The following is a 17,513-nucleotide window of genomic DNA, read 5'->3' as shown; positions in this document are numbered from 1 at the left end:
TAGGTGTTAACCCTATAAAAGCCGATGCCTCCCGCCCACTTTTAAACTGCTTTCCATCACCAATGGATGAATACAGCATGCCAGCACATACTTCAGCAACGCCTTCTAAATCCATTAATGATTTACAAGGCTGTAACTGACGGATCAGACTGTTTTTGGTTTTAATTAACTGGTCTAACTCTTTTTTTAGGTGTAAATAGGTCATCCAAAGTTGATTAACAATTGAGCGCAAACACTCAGGCAATAAGCTAGCTTCATTAAGTGTCTCCACTATGGCTTTAGTTAACCCTTTGACACCGACAGTACTGACAATGCCATATTCATATAGCATTGCTCGCAAATGGTTGCCTAGGGCAGTAATACTGCGAGATAGGAACAGTCGGCTTGTGTCTAATGTTTGTAAAGTTTGCTGTTCTTCACTTTTGGGCTTACTTGTTTTTAACCCTATCTGTAGCGATGCGTTTGCAATCGCCAAAGCATCATTAGCGTCAGTTTTGTGACCTTGTAAAAAACCTTTTACTTTCTTAGGGCTAATGATCCGCACATCATGGCCAAACTCTTCTGCATATCTCCCCCAATAATGGCTACTACCACAGCCTTCAATAGCAACAACCGCAGGTTCCTGATTTGCTAGGAGCTGTTTTAGTTTTTGTCGGCTAACTGCTTTATTACTGATTAACTCACCGTGTTTACTGATATGGCAAATTTGAAGAATATTTTTAGCTAAATCGATTCCGATAATATTAGATTTCAACATTGTATGATCTCCTTAATAGTTACCGTAACTCTAGGCTAATTACTAGAGTTGTGGAGTCCATACATCGCCTTAGCTTTTTATTTTTTAGTATCAATTTGAACAACCGGTATTAGCTTATATGCCAGTTTTTTGGTTGTGGGTATACGATGTGGTATTAAGGTTTAATTGATTAGAGTATGATATTTGTTTTAACGTGATGATTTAAAAGAGTATAAGGTATGGGTGCCCAGCCTTTTCCATTTGCTGCTTAAAACAGCGTTATATTAAAGGTTAAAATAAATGATATTCATTACGGATCTTCATCATGATTATTTGCTTATATCTAAAATGAAAATGCCAATTAAAAGAAAAACAAGACTATTAACAGAATTATTCGCCCAATATGATGATGTATGGCGAGTGGTTGGTATAACAGAGAAAGCACTCAAAGTCTTTATTGAGAATGACTTTAATAAAATCAAAAGAATGGGCATCAACCGTTCTCACAGGGTTGACCGAATTAAAACATATATGCATATGTTTGAGAACGTAGAGCATAATGTAAATTCTTGGTGGGAATATTTTCTTGAGAATGACGATACAATATTGTCAACATCGTCTGAAAATATGTCTTCTCAATTCTCTAGAATTATCCATTTTAACAATGATAATTTTCTTTTTAAGAACTATGGATTTACGTGGGCATATAGAAAAAAAGAAAAAGCATTTCTCAAAGAATTAGCCAGAAATGAAAGTTTAAATTAAATATAAGGCAAATCACTGAACGCATTACGTTTGTTGCGGTTTTTGCCAAACAAAAAGTTAGCAATAACAGTGCCAACCTACGCGCCAGTGTTTGTGACGTTAGTGATATCAAAATTTATATCATCTAAATGAGGGAAGAGATGCAAGTCAAAATATTTAAAGCACATGACGTTAACTTACTAAAAACTGGACTTCAGAATCTTTGTAATGAAGGCGCCCAAATTAAAAATGTAAAGTTCGAGACGTTTGGGGACTCCAGGAAGTTACTTGTTTATTTTACAGAAGATGCTTCTTCTAAAAAACAAGAGGTTGTAGCTCTCAAAAAAACTATTAAAGGAACAATAAATTTCTTAAATAAAGAGCTGAGTACTAATGTCGCCTGTCTAGATACAGTGCCGTATAATGTAAATGGCTTAATGGCGATAGTTATTAAAAATATTTGAGTAGATTGAACCTATTTTATCTACTGTAAACGTTAGGTTTTGAGGAGCGTTCGGTGTCGGATAAAATTATCAATGATATTAAATCGGGTAAATATGATCGCAAAAAATTAGAAAATTTATATTTAAATGCGAAGAGATTAAACCATACTGATTTAATTCCTATTATTAAAGAATCATTGAAAGAGCTTGATTCTAGCTCGTATTCCAAACGCTTTGTTAAACCAATTAGAGATAAAATCAAAGAAATAGCAACAGAGATTGCAGAGTCTGAACACTGGGGAAATTGGGAAAATAACAAAGTTGGTAATGGAGTTAAGCCTGGAGGAGAAATGCTAACCGGTAAATTTTTAGCTGAATTTTACTTTTCTTACAAACATGAATCATGGAAAAAATCTTCATATTTAGCAGTATTCCAACGTGAAGAAAACAGCTCTGTGGGATATTCAGTTCAAGCTCATAATCAAGAACAAGTTACTGTCTATTCTTCTGAAGAAGCTATAAAGCTATTTCACAGTACAATAAAAACCTAACTAATATGGATGGGCGTTGTGCCGCCGACACCTTATATGGGCGTTAAACAAGCTGTAAATAGAAAGGTTGGCAAGCTGTAAAATCTATTCAGAAAGTTCCTGTATCAATCAAGGAAGGTTATGATCCAAAAAATGCAACTTGCACAATCGTATTGGCCCCGGACGGGGTGTGATCGTGCAAATCGATCTCATGTTGGAATACCAGGACCAGATCACGGCAACATTCTTTTTGAAGTTCAGCTTCCACATAATCAGTCTGAAATTGATTATCATGAACGAGGAGGTTGTGTGGTCACAGATACAATGACCTTACGGGTTGCTTATGATCGCTTTTTGTCATCAATCACACTGACTGGTGAGATCCTTTGGTCAGTAGAATTGCCAGACATACTTCATGCATTTCCTGTGGCTCTTCAAGGTGGTTCATGCTTAGTTTCTCTTGGTAATACTATATGTGTTTATAGTGATAGTGGTGACTGTGTATTCCAACATGATATCGAAGAACAGCTTGATGATTCAGGTGTATCTCCAAACCTGACTGATACAGGAGATCTGATCTTAGGCTGTACTGATGGTTTGGTTTTTTGTCTGGATGCAATGGAAGTGAAGGAGGTAGTCGATTTTGGCTACGATATTCTACCGCCCGCTATTTATCCTGACAATTCATTGGCTATTTCTGGATATCATGGGGTAGGGTTTTGCCGCGTTCGTCTTAGCGGACAAAAGGTTTGGACTACTGACTTTAAATGCGCAGATCTCTTGCCTACGATTAATCGGCAAAATGTGTCCGCTGTTGGCTCATTAGACGATGAAAAATCTGCATTTTTTTCTGCTGATGGGGATCTACTTGGTACGTATCCTCGCGCTGCGATTTTTGCCGAATATTCATCACAAGCATGGATAGCCCGATCTCACAAGTATTTGGCAAAATTGACTGCCTCTGGACAGGAGTGCTGGGGATATAAGCTCCACGATGATTCTAATTGGGGGCATTGCCAACCAATTGTAGACAGTCAAGGGCGAATTTATGTAGTCGATGATGACAAACTCTTATGCTTTAGTGGAGATGGTCAGATTGTCTTTGCAACAGACATTCAGGGAAGTTATTGGGGAGGACTCAGTTGTATCTTCCCGGGAAAATTGGCCTTCGTTGGTGGAGGAAAACTAAAGATTATAGGCTAATGTCGAGAACTAACAAAATAGAAGTTTCTATTGAGGTTAGATATCAGCGAGGCTGACAAATGTAATAGTAAACGCAGCAAAAATCCCCAAAAACTAGCTTCGCAGTATCCGTATTAATTTGGTCACTGTTTAACTGTTTGTAAGTCGCTATGGGGGCGTTAGCGAGACAGGTTTCTAACTCGGAAAGGGGCACAAAGTGCCTTAGGATTTTGTTCTATTTAGGTGTCCATCAGATATATAACTGGTTTAGTCGAATCAATTAAACAACGTCTTTAAAGATGGCGAATTGGACAAAGATTCAGTTGTTGCAAAATATGCAACAACTGGAACAGATAGCAAAACATACGATGTCGCACACTATTAGCATGTACTATTAGTACTGTTGAGGTTGGGTGAATTTGGTCTGTAATTTATAGGTTTCTAAGTCGCTTGGGGGGCGCTAGTGAGTTGCTTCCGTAGCTCGCTATGGGGCATATATGGACGCCCCGTTTATTGCAAGTTTAATGAAGATTACAGTCTGCTGTCATATATCCGACGTCTCAGTAGGTTATCAATAACCTGCGCCATGATGTAATCCGAGTCCTGTCTCCTAATCACAAAGTCGACATTTACATGCCAAGCCCCAAAGCAGGTTTTTACAGGAACGGTTGACCGTTTTTCATCAAGCATTGCAAACTTAAACTAGGGTGTAAAAATATTCTCTATTCTTTTTGTTAAATAATTATGCTGTTTTAAATGCACAGCTCGCTTTAAATTCATCGTTTGTTGTAACAATAACCCAGGCAATCCGCGTTAATTTATTAGCAAGACCAACAATGGCTTTTGCCTTACCGCTTCGTAATGCAAGGGCATTGAACCAACGACTTAACGCATCCGTGCGTTCAGGTGTATATTTAGAAACAGCTCTCGCACCATGGATTAGTAATGCTCTTAATTCATTATTGCCATTTTTGGTTATCTTCCCCAGCTTTGTTTTTCCACCAGAACTAAACTGTCTAGGGACTAAGCCACACCATGCAGATAATTGCCTACCGTTTGAGAACTGTTTTCCTGAGCCAACCTGACTTAAAAATGCGGCAGCTACAATTGGCCCAAACCCTGGAATAGCCAACAATGCTTGATAACGCGGTTGCTGTTTACAGAGAGATTCAAGATCATGGGTTAATGATTTTATTTCGAGTGTGAGAACATTAATTTCTTCTAATAAATCATGAAGAATACGTCTCATAATAAGAGATAATTCATTATCTGGATCTTCTAACGCAATCGGAACTTGTTCTCTTAAGCATTTAAAGCTTTTTGCTATGATCACACCATATTCACTGGCTAAACTCTTTAATTGATTAGCTGCGGCAAGACGTTGCTCGACTCTACTTTGTCTTATGCACCTTATTGATTTTATATCTTGTAGCTCAACCGTCTTTGTTGGGACACTGTGAATGCTAGGGCGGCAAGCGGCTTCGCATATAGCGCGGGCATCATTAGCATCATTTTTTTGATGACCCACAAAGGGTTTAACGTGTTGAGGTGGAATTAATTTTATTTTAAATCCCATTTTTGCAAAAGTACGGGCCCAGTAATTTGAGCTACCACATGCCTCCATTGCGATGAGTGTACCTTCAGGAAATTGACGAACGACATCTAAAAGACGTGCTCTTGTTACTTTTTTATTGGAATGGATCTTATTTTCTTCGGTAAGAACACAGACTTGAAAATAATGTTTTGCTAAGTCAATACCAACCACTTTAATGTTCATGCGATGCTCCTTTGATTAAACAATCTAATCTAATTATGGCTAACATAACGCCATTGGGGAGGGGCGTCCATCACATCACAAAGCGCCCTAGAGCTTTTGCTCTATTAAATTTGTTTATACTCCCCCATTTATGTTCACTTTCTCCCAATAGCGACCGTAATGCATCGGTGCTCTAGATATAGCCTCCAAGCGAGGTAGGAAATGAATTGCTAACACATTTAGCTATTTGGGATTGTAAAAATCCTCCAAGAAAAAAAACAATATTTGGTCTGCCGTTTTAAAGTAAATATCCTTGACTGGCTATTCCTTTTCGGTGGTTTGTGTTGGTCTGGTTATGAAACTGCTATTTTTACAATAAAAATCAACGACTTAATATAATAAGTATTTCGTGTATGGAGATCACTGTGATGTGCTTTAAAAAATATCAATGCATTACTTCACTGAAATTTATGTATTCACGGCATAAGCACAGAACTCTCACTTTTGATCATTTAAATTTTATTTTTTCATAATGTTTTGATGCTTAATTTTAGTCTGGTACCATTAAGAAGTGATTGTAGGTGCCTGTGTTTGATGGGTAAATTCCTTCAACAATAGGCTTTGCGGATATTTTATAGAGGAATTTATTCACAATGTAATTACATAAATTATCAGGTTTTAGCTTATAAAATGGATACATCAATAAAAATATAACGGAATATAATTAAGGGCTAATTATGCGATTTACATTAATTATTTTGGTTGCACTTCTTTCTGGGTGCAAGATGGTTGACTCTAAAATTATTGATACTTTTGTTAAACCACAAGAAAATTCTGATGAACTCTTTGCTGAAAGAGTTGAACAGTGGTCAGATTCTAAAACTCAAAAAATATTCGCAGATTTCAATTCTGGTCTTCCATTGATGATTGGCGATAGAGTAAAGTTCATTCCATTAAGTAGAATGACTGATATTTATAACAAAATGGATACTGTGAAGCGCGAGCAAAATGCTGAACTGGCCAACAACAAGAATAATATGGTTGAGTTAAAACGCATGCGTGATGTTAGTTATGCCACATCATTAGATTTAGCCGAAACACTATCATGGTTAGATGCGCAATTTGCTAAGTATTCTGATGACTTTAATGAATCTGTGGTGCAGGGAAATGCAGACAGAATAAATAGTTATGATAGTTTTCTGATCCAGCAAAAACTGCTCGATTATTGCAAGTCCCATGATATAGATGAGAAGATCTGCAAATCAGCTCAGCAGAATAAAAATGGCAATGGCATAGCTGCAATTATTCTCTCGAATAATTTGATAAGGAATCATCCAGAATATCGCGACTATTTTGAGTGGATGGCTCGCGAAAAAGAATCATTCGATGTGATTGCCAATGAAATTACTAAAATAGGCACTGAATTTGAATCAAAAATGTTTTTGAATAATGCATCATCAAATGGGTGCAAAAACATGTCTAGCCTAGATTTTATAGACAACTTTCCTCTTGCTGATCAGATTGGGATGTCTAATTTTCGCCCCAATAAAACATCTGTTTATGATTTAGGCCACTTCAAGGTAATGCAATCACTATCGGATGGAGTTTTGTTGTCAACAACACTCCGTCATGGTTATAACGCACCACTTATATTTGTTACTACACGGGAAAAGTATACCGATGGCTACACGTTCCAACCGAGTGAACAGTTTGTTTGTGTAGCAAGTACAAAAGAGTATGTTTCTATTCTTAGGGTAAATAAGCGTGTCGTTTCATTTCGCGAGATACAGGATGACAATAAATATTATTTCTTCATGAAATAATATAATTAAGGCATTATTTTTTTAATTGGAGGCATATTAAATTGGATTTAAAAGAATTTATAAAAGAATCGTTAGTACAAATATCCGGGGCCATTACAGAAGCCAATGAAGACCTAAAAGGTTCTGGAGCTATGATCAACCCTTTACACGTAACAGTGAGCACCAACCCGTCGCAAGCTTATGGGCGGACAGGAACAGAAATGCACGTGGGAAACGAAAGCCGCGTAGTAGAAAAAGTAGAATTTGATGTGGCTGTGTATGCTGAGGAAGGTTCTCAAACGAAAGCAGGTTTTAAACTCTCTGTTGTATCAATAGGTTTAGGTGCGTCAGGGCAATCAAACAATAAAGATAAATCCGAAAGTAGAATCAAATTTTGTATACCAGTTGTTTACCCCGGAGTAGATAGTAATCCATATGAAAATTAATAACTCGCTCAAGCCGGTTGAAATAAACACTTAACGAGCCGTTTTACACCTTCTATCCCCGCTATGTTATTTCAATCGGTGGCTTTTTTATTCACTCACATATTAACTATTACACTATAACTCCCGGGCAAACCATATAATAAAGCTTTTAGAAATATGAAAAAGTTCATTGAGCTTATTTAAAGATAAGAATAAGAGACATCTATTGGTATTAGGTATCTTTGTATTCCTCATTCTGATGTTATCAACAGAACGATTTCCGCTATTGGGTGTATTAGAACTGACTCTATCTGTAAATTTGTTAACTTCGGGAAAATATATAGCTGTGTTTGAAAACCTACTAATTAGGTTTTTAGCTGCATACGCATTCTATATTTTAAATAGTTACTTACCTCGGCAGAAGCAAAAAAGTGATACGTTGAAATTATTAAACTCCTGTATTGCTTCGATAATTGTAACTAACTATTTTATTGTCGGTTAACAAATATAAAATCTTTGGGATAAACATGGAACAATCAAAAAAATTCTTCTTAAATTGGAAATTGGTTTAAATGGAATTGATTTACCTTTAACCAATTCTACTCGAATATCATCTTCATATTATTCACTTTATATGGAGCATCTTTGGTCTATTGTGACTCTTACAGAGTTAAAGCTATATGGTTCAGCTAGTTCATTACTGCGCTGTATATTTGAGTGTTACACAAAGGGGTTGTGGTTTCAGTATTGTTCCACAGAAGCTGATATTGAGTTATTGAATCGTGATAAATTTAACAAACCCTTCTCTTTGTTAGTCGAACAAGTCGAAGCATGTTGTAAAAACATAGATTATGAAATAAGTGAGTTATCTATAGCAAAGAAATTGAATTGGAAAAGTCTTAACAGTTTGACACATGCGGGTTCAGCTCAGATAAGTAGGCGTATTTCAAAAAACAACATTGGGTCTAATTACAATGAAAAATTTATTTCAGACATGTTAAGGTTTTCCTTAAATTACGGGTTATTAGCTTCTGGGCAACTTGCTTTAATTAGTGGTGAAAAAGTTGCAGAAAATGCGGTACTTGAAGTATCAAAATTATTATTTAGCAATGATTTAAATTAATCGTCAAACCCACTTACGCAAATCAAATGAGCTATATTTCATGGCCAAGAAACGATCTCCTCGTAGAAAAAAAGTTTTACCTCCAGTATCCCTTGGAGGAAACTGTATAGAAGATGGATTACCTTACCCTGTGGTTCATTATCCAAACCACTATGGTGCTTTTTTTGCTTTTTCTGAGGCTGAGGGAGGTGATGTTATTATTTGTGAATGTAACCGTTCTGCTTTAGATAACCTTATAGAACTCAACAAACGCTTTCAACCTCAACGTAATTCAAACCCTTTGAGAGAAACTACTGTTGATAGCTTTAATGCACCAGATGTTTTGGCAAAAATTAGCTTAGATCTTGATGGGAGTGTTAATCTAGAAAACTTTTCTTTCAGACCGAAAATTTGTCATAGGTGTAACTTAATCCCGCCTACGCAAAGGTTTTGTCATGAGATGTACGGTGGGCAGTTTAAGCAAAGTTTTGGATGGTATATTCAACAGTCTTATTTACGACTCGGTATCAGTACAACCAGTTTTCAGTATTTAGATGAAGTGTGTCCTACAGATTATCAATCACTAATTCAAGAAATTGAAAGCGCACAAGATGAGTTTGAGAAGGAGTATGATCGAGTACATGAATTTGGGGATATGGCTCTTAATAAAGATAACCCCCTAGAAATATTTACATCCCGCCTCAGTATTCAAAAAGAAGAAAAAGAACAATACATCAGGTTGAGAAAAAAAAGCCAAGAACTTAAAAATCAATTTAAAAACAAAATTGAAAATATTGTTCGCCAAGAGTTCGGATTCAAAAAAGTGGGTGAAGGATGGGTTAGTGAAACCCTTCTTTATCAGATAATTAGCCGTGTTTTCCCTGAACATGAAATTATTAGGCATCACCGCCCTGATTGGCTAGAAAGACTTGAACTTGATATCTATATTCCAAGTTTACAGCTAGGAGTCGAATATCAAGGACAGCAACATTATCAGCCAGTATCAATCTGGGGGGGAGAAACTGCTTTAATTGCATTACAAGAACGTGACGAAAGGAAAAGGGCTATATGCAAAACTTTAGATATCACCCTTATGGAAGTAGACTACACAGAGCCACTTACATACGATCACATTCATAAACGCCTAAAAGATGCGAAAATATTATAATATATTCAGGAAATTACTTTATATGCAAGCATTGTGATTTTAGCTTTTTTCATGGATTGCCCCCTAATTTAAAGCAAAGGCTTTAAATTATCTTAATTGTTGTGGTTGAGTAAAACAGGCTTAAGCCTGAAGATTTTTGAGGCGCTTCGAAGCACAAAGTGCCATAGACATGGCGCATTATTTACCTGTTTTTACGTTTTCTTTCTAGCTCGCTAACTCCCAATGCTGTGCAAAATGGTATTTATATACAAACTCGCCTGATTGAATAATTATGCCAAAGTAATTTAGCACGTAAATTGGAAATGGACATTTCAGTATTAGGTGGTTTTCTAAATTAGTAAAAATGGATTAACTCATGTATGGCAAACTTTAAATTACTTGCCGAGTTAACCCAACATCGACGGTTTAAATCGAAGAGAAGACATTTCATAGTGCTTGATTTCTCCACTATTTCGACAATAGTATGCCTGATAGAATTTAAAGTCATAATGGTCATTTTCTTTAACTTTATTCTTTATAACCTTAATAATCTGGATTTTGTCTTCATCAGATGTATTGATACCGAAAATAATCCCTTTCAACGTTTTAAAATCATATCGGAGAGTGGTATCTGTTTGTGAGTAACTCCCGGACATATTGCATATCAATAACCTATGCTCATTCTCGTATTCCCAATCCTTGGTTTTTTTTGTGACTGATTTGTAGAAGTTATCCCAATATTGTTGCCTCCATTCATCAGTGTAGTTCTGCGCTAGTGGGCTAACTACCCCATCCAATGAAAACCAATTCTTGTACGCAGAAGGAACTGGTAGTTGACCTATAGAGTCAAAGAAGTTGATTGATTCGTACTTGTGCTCATATTCAATTGGGTAAAACTTAAATGGCGATTTACCTTTAATAGCTCCTTTTTTGCCCCATCCATGAATAGCTCCATCTAGAGAAATATTGCTATTTCCAACACTATCGACTTCAGTTGAAAAAACCATACACACACCAGTATGATTCTTTCCGTAATTACCCCAAACAGACGAGTTAGTGCATTCGCTCATAAAGCATGCTGTAAACCAATCTGGGAACATCAACTGTTCTAGTTTTTGAACGTATAAACTAGTAAACGCAGTAGTAAATAGATTCTTGCTAAATTTTGACATGCCACTAGATAAAGTAAGAGCTACATAACTTTGCTCAAAAAAGAAGGTGTTTGATTTCTGAAATGCACGTACTTTATCTTCTCCGTATTCAGCTTCTAACTTTTTGAGATCAGCAAAGTACCCGTCATTGATTTTATTCAGGGATGAAAAATCTATATTTTTAAATGAATTCTCTGGTACGGCAGATATTTCATCTAGTCTTTCATAGATGCAATATAGTGCAAAGGGATGGATAATCCTCAAGTAACATTGAAGCTCACTATTTTCAACTTTCCCTCTGTGGATAGATATCCCACTTATAAGGTTTTTGAGGTAATCACTGCCAATAAACCTATCTGAGATAACTGAAAACTCTACTTGAAAATTTTCGTGCAGATCGTCAACAGTCACACATGCATCGAAGTGTTTTTCTAAGTCAAAATCATCACCAATTATTTGAAATTCAATGCACCATTTCATCAGGCACAATAGGTAGTGATTAAAAAGGTTCGTCCATAGAATTTCATTGCCTTGCCAGTAAATGTCCTTAAAGCCTTCTACAGGGTCATTAAGTAAGTGTGGTGGGGCAAAGAAGATAGATTGCTTTTCAAGCTCACTGTAGTCTCCGAAAAGGTTTTCTATGGCTCGGAAACGATAAAAGGTAACTATTGACATGTAGCATTCCGTATACAGGTTAAATCAAAGAACCACCAATAATACTACTGATTGTAAATATGTAAATTAATGCATAACACTACTTTCAATGCATATGGTTCAACAAGAAAAATAGAATTATAGTGAAAGAAGGCAGAGGTTCAGGTCTTTCATTTTGCTTTTTTAATAATTAGCTTCGATTTTAAGGCGCTTAGGGGGCGGAAGCGACTTAGTTTTCTGTATCAGTTTGGGTCACAAAGCGAGATAGAAAAGCTACTCGCTCTTATCTTCTTTGGGTAAAGGAAAACACCAAATGCAAAACTCAATCATCACTACAATTAATTCACTTTCTGATGAAACTAAAGAAGATTAAGTTTGGTGTATCGAAGAGTCTGCATTTGAAGCTGATATCCAACGTATCCTTTTCACTGGGTTACGTCGAATGGGGTATAATACATATCGTGAGAGAGAGGAGCGACTTACACGTTGCCGGTGTGGGTGTTGAGTTAAAAGCTTATAACAGTGACTTGTTCTACCGTATTGGTAAGGACTCTTCATACTATATGCTATTCGTAGCAATGGGGGGTTCCCCAAAAGCTAATAACTCAAAGGGAATAAGATATCAAAAGAAACTCCATAAGCAAAACGAATGAGCATAATTGACAATCATATGAGTACTCTTCGTCCTGAGTCAGTTGACTAATCTACTAAGTACTTCACTTTGAGCTACAAGATAGAATTCTCTTGAAATTCTTATAGAATTCTCTTGAAATTCTTATAGAATTCTTTCAGATATTTTTTTATATTCTTTGGCCTGACCAAACTACTTCACCTATTATTTTAAAATTTTCGGTGGAGAGTTTGTCACGGGTGAGTTGCCATGGTTCGTAGGTGGTGTTGTCGCTGACGACATTTAGTCCGGTTTTAGTAAACTGCAGGCGTTTAACCATAAGTTGGCTATCGAATCGAAACACGTAAATCCCATCACCTGAAAATTCTTCAATTCTGTTCACCATTATAATGGCTTTGTTTTTTAGGGTGGGAGCCATGCTGTCGCCTTTGACTGGCATCAGGAATATGTTTTGTGTATTAACTCCAATTTCATTCTCAATAAATTGGCGGCTAAAGATGGGGCTGTTGCTCTGATCTTCTTTTATAACTAAAGAACAATGCCCTGCACTTACCTCCACATCGTAAAAGTCTAGTTCAATGTATTTGGATTTAGTGGTGTTTTCTGATTCTGTTATAGTTTCGAAAGGCTCTACATCTTCACCTTGCTGCTTGGCAATCAGACACTCCTTAAGAGAGTGAGGACCATAGATCTTATCAAATAATTGATGCTGGACTGAAGTATCAAAATTGGAAATGTGGTATTCGAGAGAGCGTCCGCCACCACTAGCTTTTCGACTGTTCCAATTTTCTCTTTTTGCTCTTTGTGAAATACCCGCAAGAGAGCCCGGCATGGTATCAATACCCACTAATTCCGTACTTAAAAACCATTCACGCATAATCCACCAAGTGTTCGTAATTAAATCAATTAAACTAAGCGAGTTAAATTAATTGACAAAGCGATTAAAACCGCCTTTAATTGAGCTAAATAAATTAAAGCAATTAAATGAAGCTGAGATCCGTTGTAATTGCTTTTAGTTAACTAATGATAGTCGCACAGGTGATTTATGAATACAAATTTTGCATTGCTAGCTCGGTTTAAAAGTCCTTTTGTTGCTTTAAAAGATATCAGCAAAGAGTTTTTGGGTATCACCCCAATCACTGCAGAGCAAAAAGCTAAGGCGTGTGACTTGCCTTTCCCAACCTTAAAACTGCGAGTTTCAGAGCGTAGCCCCACCCTAGTAAAAGTTGAAGATTTAGCAGCATATATTGATAAGCAGTACGAAACTGCAGAAAAAGAATGGAAATCAGTCAATCATTAATCGGTGTCAGCCAGTGATGTATTAACTGAATTATAACCCTTTCTTTTGTTTAGCTGAGTTGAGTATTTACGATGGAATGTATAAATGAAATAGGCAGTTTCCATGAGTCCGCACAGCAGGGGCATGATAATGCATGCTGTGCCTTTGCTGAAAATGAACAAATTCTGCAACTCTTGCACAACACAGGCATTAAATCTTCGGTGTTACACAATAAATTAAACCCAGCTCAACCACACCGCTTAGCGGCTGATGATTTAGTGCTATTCACCAAAGACAGCGGCAACTACAGCATCGTCAATAGCCTGCTGCTAAACCTCGATATGATTTCTGTTCACGTCGATCGCAATATTTTTTGTCGTGCGGCGGATTTAAAGCAGTTGCACATCAATCTTCCGCTGAATCAGTTCCACGAACTGGACCGCCTTAAATTATCCAAGCAATCAAATCCAACGGGCGTGCCGCTAAGCCGTTTGCTGACCTTTCATTTAAAGATTTTAGGTAATCACGATTTCAAGACGATTGGATTAGCCACATTGTAACTGTGGCGCTTATATCAAGTGAGTGATGAGGGGGAGACTCCTCACGATCCGCTCTACAAACTAAGGGGGTTAATAGCTATGCAAACAAAGAAAAACTCAAGCGCTTGGGACAATATTCCCGAAAGCGAAAAGGTGTATATCTGCAAACAGGGAGGTTTACCGAAAGGCGTGGCGTATTTTCCTGTTCGTGAAATGAGCGTACGGGTGTTGGATCAACTGTACTTTACAGTGATGCATCTGGCTGATTGCGATATTTCCATGCTTGATGCGCTCACTGTGCATGACTGTGTCTAGTGCGGTATTTCGGGCAAAGCCTGAAAATGCGTTAAAAGATGCGCACCGTGGCATTATAAGCGAATGGGATACTTGCGAAAGGCTGGCGATTGAGCAGTTAAGCGAGAAGCTGCCTGTTGATCTTGCAGCATCGGTTTATAAGCAGTATGTGGCGAAGTGGGATCACTACATGATGAAAAGCGGCAGTGGGCGCAGCGCCAATATTTGGTTTCGCCTCACGATGGAGCGGATTGAAAAAGCAATTGATGGCTTTCCGGTTTCTTTGTCATTGCTGACAACCGATGGGCTGCGTGAAAGGCAGGCGTACGTACATGCGCGAGATTGTCATCAGTTGGTGGTTGATTTAGCTGGCCCTGCTGTTCGTGTGGTTGATGTCGCCAAAAAAATACAGAAAAAAATTGCAGATAAATGGGGGTTTACGCCTAAAACACCATCTCAGCAAATTGAGCGGTTTGAAGAGGAAAGTGTTGTCGATTATGAAAACAGGGTTGAGGATGAATTGTCGTTATTCCGTATCGCTCGCTTGGTGGATGAAAAGTGGTGGGAACGAAAAATAGAACAGGCATACAGACAGTTTTGCGAACATAGCCAAATAGTACGTGGCCGTGTTCGCAAAGGTGTTTCCGATTATTTAAGCGATGAGGGTAAGCGCGAATTTAGATCTCGCAAACGAGCTAGCGCAAAGGCGCTTGCCCTGTTGGTGGCGCGCAATGAAGAGACGGGCGAAGAGATCAATATGCTTGATATCGTCAAGGGTTCGATTGCTAACCCGGCGATCCGACGCCATGAGCTAATGGTGCGCATGCGCGGCTTTGAAAATATCGCCCAAGAAAACAGCTTAATCGGTGGCTTTTTTACCCTGACTGCACCGTCTAAATATCACGCTTTTACCGTGGCTAAAAATGGCAAGTCGGTTGAAAACAAGCATTATCAAGGATTTGCCCCTAAACAAACCCAGAAGTACCTTTCCGCTATCTGGGCAAAAGCGCGCGCTAAATTAAAACGCCTGAACGTGGAACTTTTTGGCTTTCGCGTTTGCGAGCCGCACCATGACGCCACGCCGCACTGGCATGCGCTTTTCTTCTTCAAACCAGAGCATGAGCAAATTATTCGTTATGTGCTTGCTGACTATTTCACCCAAGAAAACCGTGACGAACTGCAGGTTGGTGATGCCGAGTTTAGCCTATGGGGAAAATTTGTTGCTGAGCAAGAGCAACAAGATGCTCTGTTTGTTGACGGTGAGGCGCAAGAAACAGCAGTATTAATTGAAGATATTGCCAAGCGCATCAGCCCCCGCTTTGATTATAAAAAAATCGACCCTGAAAAGGGATCTGCCACGGGGTACATCGCTAAATATATCGCTAAGAATATCGATGGTTATAAGGTGAATGAGGACAATGAAGAGCCGGGCACGAGTGCAGACAAAGCAGCTGAAGCCGTTTGTGGTTGGTCAAGCCTGTGGGGTATTCGCCAATTTCAGCAAATTGGTGGCCCGTCAGTTTCGGTATGGCGAGAGCTGCGCCGTTTGGAGCCAGACACACGAGTAAAACAGGATGACTCAATTGAAGTGGCGCGTATTGCCGCGGACTCGGGTAATTGGGCCATGTTTATTGAGGCGATGGGCGGCATCTTTTGCGCTCGCGCAGACTCTCTTATTCGTATGGTTTACAAGCCGGTTGATAATGCCTATGGCGAGCAGGTTAAAAAGCTTAAAGGGATTGGCTCTTTTGCAAAGACTATGATTACCCATGACGGTGCCTGGAGTATTTTTAAGGCTGACGCCGAGGGTGATCTTGACCGTCAAAAGAACGACAGTTCTTTACCTTGGAGTTCTGTCAATAACTGTACGGTGGTGGATTTATCGCTACTTAAACAAGCGGTTTTTGACCATTTTAATTATCTAGGGGTTGAGCTCGATGATCATCTTTTAGGTCCAGCTATGCAGGGCTGCCGAATTAAGATACCAGATGGTCGTAGGGTCTGGTTAGTAAACTCCGATATTGGTTTTCAGATGCGATTTGAAGAAGCTGGTAATAGTAAAGTTTGAGTATAGGAAAAATAAGCGGTCTTTTTGATTTAAGTAAGCAATACACTATGCACCGTTGCCTATTTATTTCTATTATTTTTGCAAAGTCGCGGATGTGTGATGGAATAATTTAACTGGCTATTTTGTTAGAGGTATTATTCATACAATTATTTGTGCGTAAAAGGTGTAATTAAGGTCTGTTTGCGGCGTTTTAAGGGCTTAGAATGACAACTAAAGTGATAAAGTTTTCTGCTGCGGCGTTAAAGTCTGCAGAGCAAGATATTGCATTTAACGAGTTCCGTGATGCGCGTTATCCGCTTCGTTTGCGCTTGCATAAATGCAGAAGTAAGGGTAGCTGGTATTTAGTTAGATCGACTCATGGCAAATCAAAACATGAAAAAATCGGCAGTTATCCGAACATTAAATTAAAAGATATTTTAGCTAATTTAAGCCACAATTTAATTGCTGATACTGCGGAGCCAGAAAGCGAATTTCAAACCATTGGACAGCTTTTAAAATGGTATTTGGCACGTACTGAACAGAACAGTCAAATCACAAAACAGCGTAAAACGACTATACGTTGGGCGATCACCCGGCATCTATTACCCTTGGTTGACGAATTACCGCTAAATCAGATCACTTACGCTGCATTAGATAAACATTTCTTTCAGCCGATACAGCAAAAATATGCAATGACTACGGCTAAAAATATTTGGATTATTTTAAAGCAGTCCGTTGCTCAGGCGGCAAAGCTCTTTCTGATTAAGCCTGATCCCATATCATCGTTCGAGTTTAGTGATTTTATTAAGGTAGGTAAAACCGCCGAGCGTCCGGGACTTAAATATTACCAGGTTGCAAAGCTGTTTATTGATGCACAATCTGCCAGTGTTCCCGCCCGCGCCTTAGTTGCAATTATGCTGCTGAATGGCACGCGACTAGGTGAAACAAGGCAAACAAAATGGAGTGATATCTGTTTTAAAACGGATCTTTGGTCAATACCCGGTCCGATCACTAAAACCCGCACAGAATTAAACCTGCCTATCACTTCATT

General features: G+C 38.3%; 17 protein-coding genes. 13 read left to right on the top strand and 4 right to left on the bottom strand.

Annotation, left to right across the window (positions count from 1 at the left end; genetic code table 11):
• On the bottom strand, nucleotides 1–757 hold a 757-nt coding region (locus ACJAZP_RS18530), incomplete at its 3' end, for an IS110 family transposase (protein ID WP_415232233.1).
• A gap of 279 nt (nucleotides 758–1,036) precedes the next feature.
• On the opposite strand from ACJAZP_RS18530, the gene ACJAZP_RS18525 reads away from it, so the two are divergent.
• From ACJAZP_RS18525 to ACJAZP_RS18510, 4 genes are all read left to right on the top strand, one after another.
• A complete protein-coding gene (locus tag ACJAZP_RS18525) occupies nucleotides 1,037–1,501 on the top strand; it encodes a hypothetical protein (RefSeq protein ID WP_415232232.1) in 465 nt (154 codons plus the stop codon).
• 140 nt (nucleotides 1,502–1,641) lie between these two features.
• The gene (locus tag ACJAZP_RS18520) at nucleotides 1,642–1,944 is read left to right on the top strand and encodes a hypothetical protein (protein ID WP_415232231.1); all 303 of its coding nucleotides are present in this window, start codon (nucleotides 1,642–1,644) and stop codon (nucleotides 1,942–1,944) included.
• 53 nt (nucleotides 1,945–1,997) lie between these two features.
• The gene (locus tag ACJAZP_RS18515) at nucleotides 1,998–2,474 is read left to right on the top strand and encodes a hypothetical protein (protein WP_415232230.1); all 477 of its coding nucleotides are present in this window, start codon (nucleotides 1,998–2,000) and stop codon (nucleotides 2,472–2,474) included.
• 120 nt (nucleotides 2,475–2,594) lie between these two features.
• The gene (locus ACJAZP_RS18510) at nucleotides 2,595–3,656 is read left to right on the top strand and encodes a hypothetical protein (RefSeq protein WP_415232229.1); all 1,062 of its coding nucleotides are present in this window, start codon (nucleotides 2,595–2,597) and stop codon (nucleotides 3,654–3,656) included.
• A gap of 721 nt (nucleotides 3,657–4,377) precedes the next feature.
• Here ACJAZP_RS18510 and ACJAZP_RS18505 read toward each other — a convergent pair.
• Nucleotides 4,378–5,412: an IS110 family transposase gene (locus tag ACJAZP_RS18505; protein ID WP_415232228.1), complete on the bottom strand. Its 1,035-nt coding sequence runs from the start codon at nucleotides 5,410–5,412 to the stop codon at nucleotides 4,378–4,380.
• Between the two features lie 716 nt (nucleotides 5,413–6,128).
• Here ACJAZP_RS18505 and ACJAZP_RS18500 point away from each other — a divergent pair.
• The 4 genes from ACJAZP_RS18500 (at nucleotide 6,129) to ACJAZP_RS18485 (ending at nucleotide 9,888) form a co-directional block, all read left to right on the top strand.
• Nucleotides 6,129–7,214, top strand: a complete 1,086-nt coding sequence (locus ACJAZP_RS18500; RefSeq protein WP_415232227.1) for a hypothetical protein — start codon at nucleotides 6,129–6,131, stop codon at nucleotides 7,212–7,214.
• A gap of 41 nt (nucleotides 7,215–7,255) precedes the next feature.
• Nucleotides 7,256–7,639 (top strand): hypothetical protein, encoded by a 384-nt coding sequence (locus ACJAZP_RS18495; RefSeq protein WP_415232226.1) that lies wholly within the window; start codon nucleotides 7,256–7,258, stop codon nucleotides 7,637–7,639.
• 535 nt (nucleotides 7,640–8,174) lie between these two features.
• Entirely contained in the window at nucleotides 8,175–8,741 is a 567-nt protein-coding gene (locus tag ACJAZP_RS18490; RefSeq protein ID WP_415232225.1) for a DUF6988 family protein, read from the top strand.
• A gap of 40 nt (nucleotides 8,742–8,781) precedes the next feature.
• On the top strand, nucleotides 8,782–9,888 hold the full coding sequence (locus ACJAZP_RS18485; protein WP_415232224.1) for a hypothetical protein: 1,107 nt from the start codon (nucleotides 8,782–8,784) through the stop codon (nucleotides 9,886–9,888).
• 386 nt (nucleotides 9,889–10,274) lie between these two features.
• Here ACJAZP_RS18485 and ACJAZP_RS18480 read toward each other — a convergent pair whose 3' ends face one another.
• Both ACJAZP_RS18480 and ACJAZP_RS18475 read right to left on the bottom strand, forming a co-directional pair.
• A complete protein-coding gene (locus ACJAZP_RS18480; RefSeq protein WP_415232223.1) occupies nucleotides 10,275–11,693 on the bottom strand; it encodes a DUF2971 domain-containing protein in 1,419 nt (472 codons plus the stop codon).
• Nucleotides 11,694–12,472: 779 nt separating this feature from the next.
• Nucleotides 12,473–13,180 carry a helix-turn-helix domain-containing protein gene (locus tag ACJAZP_RS18475; RefSeq protein WP_415232222.1) on the bottom strand — a complete coding sequence of 236 codons (708 nt, stop codon included), beginning with the start codon at nucleotides 13,178–13,180 and terminating at the stop codon, nucleotides 12,473–12,475.
• A gap of 168 nt (nucleotides 13,181–13,348) precedes the next feature.
• On the opposite strand from ACJAZP_RS18475, the gene ACJAZP_RS18470 reads away from it, so the two are divergent.
• The 5 genes from ACJAZP_RS18470 to ACJAZP_RS18450 form a co-directional block, all read left to right on the top strand.
• Nucleotides 13,349–13,603 (top strand): pyocin activator PrtN family protein, encoded by a 255-nt coding sequence (locus tag ACJAZP_RS18470; protein WP_415232221.1) that lies wholly within the window; start codon nucleotides 13,349–13,351, stop codon nucleotides 13,601–13,603.
• A gap of 71 nt (nucleotides 13,604–13,674) precedes the next feature.
• Nucleotides 13,675–14,142, top strand: coding sequence for a phage regulatory CII family protein (locus ACJAZP_RS18465; protein ID WP_415232220.1), 468 nt, complete (start codon nucleotides 13,675–13,677; stop codon nucleotides 14,140–14,142).
• A 78-nt stretch (nucleotides 14,143–14,220) separates the two neighbouring features.
• Nucleotides 14,221–14,436, top strand: a complete 216-nt coding sequence (locus tag ACJAZP_RS18460; protein WP_415232219.1) for a hypothetical protein — start codon at nucleotides 14,221–14,223, stop codon at nucleotides 14,434–14,436.
• A complete protein-coding gene (locus ACJAZP_RS18455) occupies nucleotides 14,423–16,483 on the top strand; it encodes a replication endonuclease (RefSeq protein WP_415232218.1) in 2,061 nt (686 codons plus the stop codon). Before ACJAZP_RS18460 ends, ACJAZP_RS18455 begins: the two co-directional genes overlap by 14 nt.
• Nucleotides 16,484–16,686: 203 nt before the next feature.
• On the top strand, nucleotides 16,687–17,513 hold an 827-nt coding region (locus ACJAZP_RS18450), incomplete at its 3' end, for a tyrosine-type recombinase/integrase (RefSeq protein ID WP_415232217.1).

Origin of the sequence: Psychromonas sp., from assembly GCF_047632955.1 — a bacterium.
Lineage (GTDB): Bacteria > Pseudomonadota > Gammaproteobacteria > Enterobacterales > Psychromonadaceae > Psychromonas.
This window is presented reverse-complemented; position numbering and strand designations above follow the sequence as displayed.

What these genes read in the sequence shown, in the direction of transcription:
- ACJAZP_RS18525 (WP_415232232.1), top strand. Translation starts at nt 1,037, where the DNA reads ATGATATTCATTACGGATCTTCATCATGATTATTTGCTTATATCTAAA.
- ACJAZP_RS18520 (WP_415232231.1), top strand. Translation starts at nt 1,642, where the DNA reads ATGCAAGTCAAAATATTTAAAGCACATGACGTTAACTTACTAAAAACT.
- ACJAZP_RS18510 (WP_415232229.1), top strand. Translation starts at nt 2,595, where the DNA reads ATGATCCAAAAAATGCAACTTGCACAATCGTATTGGCCCCGGACGGGG.
- ACJAZP_RS18505 (WP_415232228.1), bottom strand. Translation starts at nt 5,412, where the DNA reads ATGAACATTAAAGTGGTTGGTATTGACTTAGCAAAACATTATTTTCAA.
- ACJAZP_RS18500 (WP_415232227.1), top strand. Translation starts at nt 6,129, where the DNA reads ATGCGATTTACATTAATTATTTTGGTTGCACTTCTTTCTGGGTGCAAG.
- ACJAZP_RS18485 (WP_415232224.1), top strand. Translation starts at nt 8,782, where the DNA reads ATGGCCAAGAAACGATCTCCTCGTAGAAAAAAAGTTTTACCTCCAGTA.
- ACJAZP_RS18480 (WP_415232223.1), bottom strand. Translation starts at nt 11,693, where the DNA reads ATGTCAATAGTTACCTTTTATCGTTTCCGAGCCATAGAAAACCTTTTC.
- ACJAZP_RS18475 (WP_415232222.1), bottom strand. Translation starts at nt 13,180, where the DNA reads ATGCGTGAATGGTTTTTAAGTACGGAATTAGTGGGTATTGATACCATG.
- ACJAZP_RS18470 (WP_415232221.1), top strand. Translation starts at nt 13,349, where the DNA reads ATGAATACAAATTTTGCATTGCTAGCTCGGTTTAAAAGTCCTTTTGTT.
- ACJAZP_RS18465 (WP_415232220.1), top strand. Translation starts at nt 13,675, where the DNA reads ATGGAATGTATAAATGAAATAGGCAGTTTCCATGAGTCCGCACAGCAG.
- ACJAZP_RS18460 (WP_415232219.1), top strand. Translation starts at nt 14,221, where the DNA reads ATGCAAACAAAGAAAAACTCAAGCGCTTGGGACAATATTCCCGAAAGC.
- ACJAZP_RS18455 (WP_415232218.1), top strand. Translation starts at nt 14,423, where the DNA reads ATGACTGTGTCTAGTGCGGTATTTCGGGCAAAGCCTGAAAATGCGTTA.